Source organism: Jatrophihabitans sp., from assembly GCF_051960575.1.
GTDB lineage: Bacteria > Actinomycetota > Actinomycetes > Mycobacteriales > Jatrophihabitantaceae > JBQCEE01.
Genome location: NZ_JBQCEE010000047.1, coordinates 1 through 4,853, shown reverse-complemented (window position 1 = coordinate 4,853; position 4,853 = coordinate 1). Strand labels below are relative to the sequence as shown.

The 4,853-nt window shown below is 69.6% G+C and carries 7 protein-coding genes and 1 pseudogene; all 8 read left to right on the top strand.

Annotated features, from left to right (window positions below):
* On the top strand, positions 1–173 hold a 173-nt coding region (locus tag ACTHMS_RS02320; protein WP_440305063.1), incomplete at its 5' end, for an uL15 family ribosomal protein.
* Between the two features lie 116 nt (positions 174–289).
* A pseudogene (gene secY / locus ACTHMS_RS02315) lies at positions 290–1,600 on the top strand (preprotein translocase subunit SecY).
* Positions 1,597–2,247 carry an adenylate kinase gene (locus ACTHMS_RS02310; RefSeq protein ID WP_440305062.1) on the top strand — a complete coding sequence of 217 codons (651 nt, stop codon included), beginning with the start codon at positions 1,597–1,599 and terminating at the stop codon, positions 2,245–2,247. Before secY ends, ACTHMS_RS02310 begins: the two are co-directional and overlap by 4 nt.
* Complete coding sequence (map, locus tag ACTHMS_RS02305) at positions 2,247–3,074, top strand: type I methionyl aminopeptidase (RefSeq protein WP_440305061.1); 828 nt, start codon at positions 2,247–2,249, stop codon at positions 3,072–3,074. The genes ACTHMS_RS02310 and map overlap by 1 nt, the downstream gene beginning before the upstream one ends.
* 207 nt (positions 3,075–3,281) lie before the next feature.
* Positions 3,282–3,845, top strand: a complete 564-nt coding sequence (locus ACTHMS_RS02300; RefSeq protein WP_440305060.1) for a hypothetical protein — start codon at positions 3,282–3,284, stop codon at positions 3,843–3,845.
* Positions 3,842–4,315: a hypothetical protein gene (locus ACTHMS_RS02295; protein WP_440305059.1), complete on the top strand. Its 474-nt coding sequence runs from the start codon at positions 3,842–3,844 to the stop codon at positions 4,313–4,315. Before ACTHMS_RS02300 ends, ACTHMS_RS02295 begins: the two co-directional genes overlap by 4 nt.
* Before the next feature lie 108 nt (positions 4,316–4,423).
* Positions 4,424–4,645 (top strand): translation initiation factor IF-1, encoded by a 222-nt coding sequence (infA, locus tag ACTHMS_RS02290; protein WP_440305058.1) that lies wholly within the window; start codon positions 4,424–4,426, stop codon positions 4,643–4,645.
* 37 nt (positions 4,646–4,682) lie between these two features.
* Positions 4,683–4,796, top strand: a complete 114-nt coding sequence (gene rpmJ, locus ACTHMS_RS02285; protein WP_015883600.1) for a 50S ribosomal protein L36 — start codon at positions 4,683–4,685, stop codon at positions 4,794–4,796.
* Positions 4,797–4,853: the final 57 nt, after the last annotated feature.

The following is a 4,853-nucleotide window of genomic DNA, read 5'->3' as shown; positions in this document are numbered from 1 at the left end:
GCTCGGTCGGGATCGATGAGCTGGTCGGCGCCGGCGCCGTTCGCAAGGGCGAGCCGGTCAAGGTGCTTGGCAACGGCGAGCTTTCGGTCAAGTTGGACGTCACGGCGAACGCCTTCTCCGAGTCCGCTCGCGAGAATATCACCGCCGCGGGCGGCTCGGCCACCAAGTTGTGACACGCCGTCCGGCTGTTAGCCTGGGCCGATCACTGGCCGCGGCCGGCACCGGACGCGTGACACGGCCGGGTCAGCCGATTTTCGGTACCTGAACAGCACCGCCCAGGAGGAATTACGTGCTGAAGGCGTTCGCGTCGGCGTTTCGGACGCCGGACCTGCGCAAGAAGCTGTTGTTCACGCTGGCCATGCTGGCGCTGTACCGGCTCGGCGCGTCGATTCCCACCCCGAACACCAACGTTCACCAGATCAACGACTGCCTGTCCAGCGCGTCCCAGAACAGCAAGAGCATCTACTCGCTCATCAACCTGTTCTCGGGTGGGGCGCTGCTCAAGCTGTCGGTGTTCGCGCTGGGCATCATGCCCTACATCACGGCGAGCATCATCATCCAGCTGCTCGTCGTGGTCATCCCACGCTTCGAGCAGCTGAAGAAGGAAGGCCAGGCGGGCCAGCAGAAGCTGACCCAGTACAGCCGGTACCTGACCATCGGACTGGCCGTCCTGCAGGCGGCCGGCTTCATCGCGCTGGCCCGGTCCGGTCAGCTGTTCCCGGGCTGCCAGGGTTCGATTCTCTACCACGCGGACATGTGGACGCTCACGACGATGGTCGTCTGCATGACGGCCGGCACCGGCGTCATCATGTGGCTGGGCGAGCTGATCACCGACCGCGGCGTCGGCAACGGCATGAGCGTCCTGATGTTCACCTCGATCGCGGCCCGGATCCCGAGCGAGGGTCACGTCATCCTGTAGAACGCCGGCGCGTTCATCTTCACGCTGATCTGCCTGCTCGGCCTGGCGATCATCGTGGGGGTCGTGTTTGTGGAACTGGCGCACCGGCGCTTCCCTGTCAAATCCGCGAAAGGTTTGGGGGGCCGCCGGCAGTACGGCGGCACGTCCACCTACCTGCCACTCAAGGTGAACCAGGCTGGTGTCATCCCGGTCATCTTCGCCTCGTCGCTGCTCTATATCCCGCAGCTGATAAGTCAGCTGACCAACGGGACGAACAGCAACAAGGGATTGGCGAAGTTCGTCAACAACTACCTGATCAACCAGCAGTCGTGGGTGTATCTCAGCACCTACTTCCTTTTGATCATCTTCTTCGCGTACTTCTACGTCGGCATCACCTTCGACCCCGTCGAGCGGGCCGAGGACATGAAGAAGTACGGCGGCTTCATCCCCGGTATCCGGCCCGGCCGGCCGACGGCTGAGTACCTGCAGTTCGTGCTTTCCCGCATCACACTGCCCGGCTCGGTGTACCTCGGCATCGTGGCGGTGTTGCCGAACTTCTTCTTCAGCATCACGAGCGGCAACAACCAGAACTTCCCGTTCGGCGGCACCGCGGTGCTGATCATGGTCGGCGTCGCGCTCGACACCGTGAAGCAGATCGAGAGCCAGCTCATGCAGCGCAACTACGAGGGCTTCCTGCGGTGAGGCTGGTGCTCGTGGGCCCGCCTGGTGCGGGCAAGGGGACGCAGGCCGAGTTCATCGCGGCGCACTTCGACATCCCGAAGATCTCGACCGGCGACATCTTCCGCGCGAACGTCTCGGGCGGCACCGAGCTGGGGCAGCTCGCCAAGAGCTACATGGACGCCGGCGACCTGGTGCCCGACGAGGTCACCAACGCGATGGTGAAAGACCGGCTGGCCGAGCCCGACGCCGCGAACGGCTTCCTGCTCGACGGCTTCCCGCGCAACGTGCAACAGGCCGGCAAGCTCGACGAGATCCTCACCGAGCTCGGCGTCGCGCTGGGCGTCGTGCTCGATCTCGAGGTCGACTTCGACGAGGTCGTGAAGCGGCTCTCGGGCCGGCGCACGTGCAAGCAGTGCGGCCACGTCTGGCACGTCGAGTATGACGCGCCGAAGGTCGAGGACGTCTGCGACAAGTGCGGCGGCGCGTTGTTCCTGCGCGACGACGACAAGCCCGAGACGGTGCGGCACCGGCTCGAGGTCTACTCGATGCAGACCGAGCCGTTGATCGAGTTCTACCGCGGACGCGACCAGCTGGTCACCATCGACGCGCAGGGCGCCGTCGAAGACGTCACCGAGCGCGCGATCACGGCCCTCACGCCCTACGCCTGATGCGCCGGCTGCCCGAACGCATCGAGCTGAAGACGCGCGAGCAGCTCGCGCTGATGCGCCGTGCCGGTCTGGTCGTCGCCGAGGCCCTCGCGGCGATGAAGGCCGCGGCGGTCCCGGGCGCCTCGACGGCCGACCTCGACGACGTGGCCCGCGAAGTGCTCGCGCGGCACGGGGCGACGTCCAACTTCCTGAACTACCACGGCTATCCGGCCACGGTCTGCACGTCGGTGAACGACCGCATCGTGCACGGCATCCCGTCGCGCGACGAGCGGCTGCGCGAGGGCGACCTCGTGTCGATCGACTTCGGCGCGATCGTCGAGGGCTGGCACGGCGACTCGGCGATCAGCGTCGCGGTCGGTGAGGTCGCGCCCGAGGTGGCCGCGCTGTCCGCCGCCTGCGAGGCCGCGATGTGGGACGGCCTGGCCGCCGCCCACGCCGGCGCGCGGCTCACCGACATCTCGCACGCCGTCGAGACGTCGATCCGCCGGGCCGGCAAGTACGGCATCGTCGCCGAGTACGGCGGGCACGGCATCGGCTCGGCCATGCACATGGCGCCGCACATCCTCAACTACGGTCGTCCCGGCAAGGGGCCGAAGCTCGAGGCCGGGATGGCGCTCGCGATCGAGCCGATGATCACCCTCGGCCGGCGCGAGACGCAGGAGCTGGACGACGGCTGGACGGTCACCACCGTCGACGGCTCGTGGGCGGCGCACTGGGAGCACACGGTCGCCATCCTCGACGACGGCCCGTGGGTGCTCACCGCGGTCGACGGCGGCCGGGACGAGCTCGAGCGCCGCGGCGTCGCCGTCTCGGCCGCTGCGGCCTGATCGGTCCCGGCCCGCGTCCGGCGCGGGGTGTCGTGGTCTCGGCGCGTGGCTGTGTGTGGCTGTGTGTGGCGACGCTGCGGGTGTCTGCTTGGCGCGTCGGCCCGCAGCGTGGCCACACACGCCCGCCGCCGGCGTGCGTGGTGACCGATCAGGGACGGTCGGTGCTCGGCGACGGTGTGCGGGCCCGGAACTCCTAGGCTGTCGATCATGTCGTCACCGCACCAGCCGCCCGGCCAGTACCCGGGCCAGCCCGTCCCGCCGCCGCAGGCGCCGCAGCAGCAGGTGCCGCCGCCCCAGCAGCCGTTCCAGCAGCAGCCGGCCCAGCAGCCGGGCCTCCCGCCGGCGGGTTACCCGCCGGGCGGCTGGGCGCCGGCGACACAGCAGCTGCCGGCGGCCACGCCCACCAGGCCGATGGTGGGGGTGCTCGGGCTGGTCTCCGTCCTCGGCATCGTCGTGGGACTGTCGGTGAGCGAGGACGGCCGCACGGGCTGGGACTCGGTGAACGCCTGGGGCGGGCTGGCGCTGGTGGGCGCCGTGCTCGCCGCGGCCGGCGCGTGGGGTCCCGCGTTCGGCCTGCGCGGTCCGCGGGCGCCGCAGCTGGCCTTGGTCGGCGCCGGCCTGCTCGGCCTGTTCTGGGTGCTGCTCGTGCTGCCGGCGGTCGGCTCGAACACCTCGCTGGTCACGACGATCGGCGTCCTCGCCGGCGTGGCGGCCGCGTGGCGGTCGCAGCCGCCCGACGGGGGAGCGGCCGGCGGGACGCCGTCCTGGTGAGGCGGGTGCGGCTCGGCACGTCCGCCCGGCTCGCGCTGGCGTCGCTGCTCGCGGTGCTGCCGCTGGGACTGGTGTGGTCGCGCACGTCCGGCTACCTGACGCTGCCGTCCTACGACCCCGGCACGTGCACCTACGCGGACGCGGGCGACCTCTGCTACGAGCCGACGTCCACGCCCGGCTCGTACGTCCCGGGCTCGGTGCTGCACGGGTACTCGACCTCGGCGCGGGTGCTGCTGGTCGCAGCGGCCGTGCTGCTGCTGGTGTGCGCCGTCCGCCGGCGCACGGCCGCCACGCTGCGGCTGGCCCGCGCGGCCTGCGTCGTGCTCGCTGCCGGTGCCGCCCTGGCCCTCGCCGGACGCGCGTCGGGTTCGCTGGTCAGCCTCGGGATCGCACTGGCGCTGGTCGTCCCGCTGGTGTGGCGGCCTGAGCGCCGGCGGCGGCTTTTGGCGCCGGGCACATCGTCTGGGTAGACTCGTCGGTTGGCGCCTGCCGAATCCGTTCTGCCTGTCCACCGCACGGTGGCGGTGTGGTTCGTCCGGCGCCGAGCGTAGTCAGTCGGCAGCAGAAAAGCGGAGGACATGCCCAAGAAGGACGGGGCCATCGAGGTCGAAGGCCGCGTGGTCGAACCCCTGCCCAACGCGATGTTCCGGGTGGAACTGAGCAACGGGCACCGGGTGCTCGCACACATCAGCGGCAAGATGCGGCAGCACTACATCCGGATCCTCCCCGAGGACCGCGTCGTCGTCGAGCTGTCGCCCTACGACCTCTCCCGCGGACGCATCGTCTACCGCTACAAGTAAGCCGCCGCACCATCACCGAACCAGGAAGGCCGCGACCGTGAAGGTCAAGCCGAGCGTGAAGCCGATCTGCGACAAGTGCAAGGTCATCCGTCGCCACGGTCGGGTCATGGTCATCTGCGAGAACCTGCGCCACAAGCAGCGTCAGGGCTAGTCGAGGACCATCCAGCAGGCGCACACCACGCCGTGGGACCTCCCGCGGTGACACCTC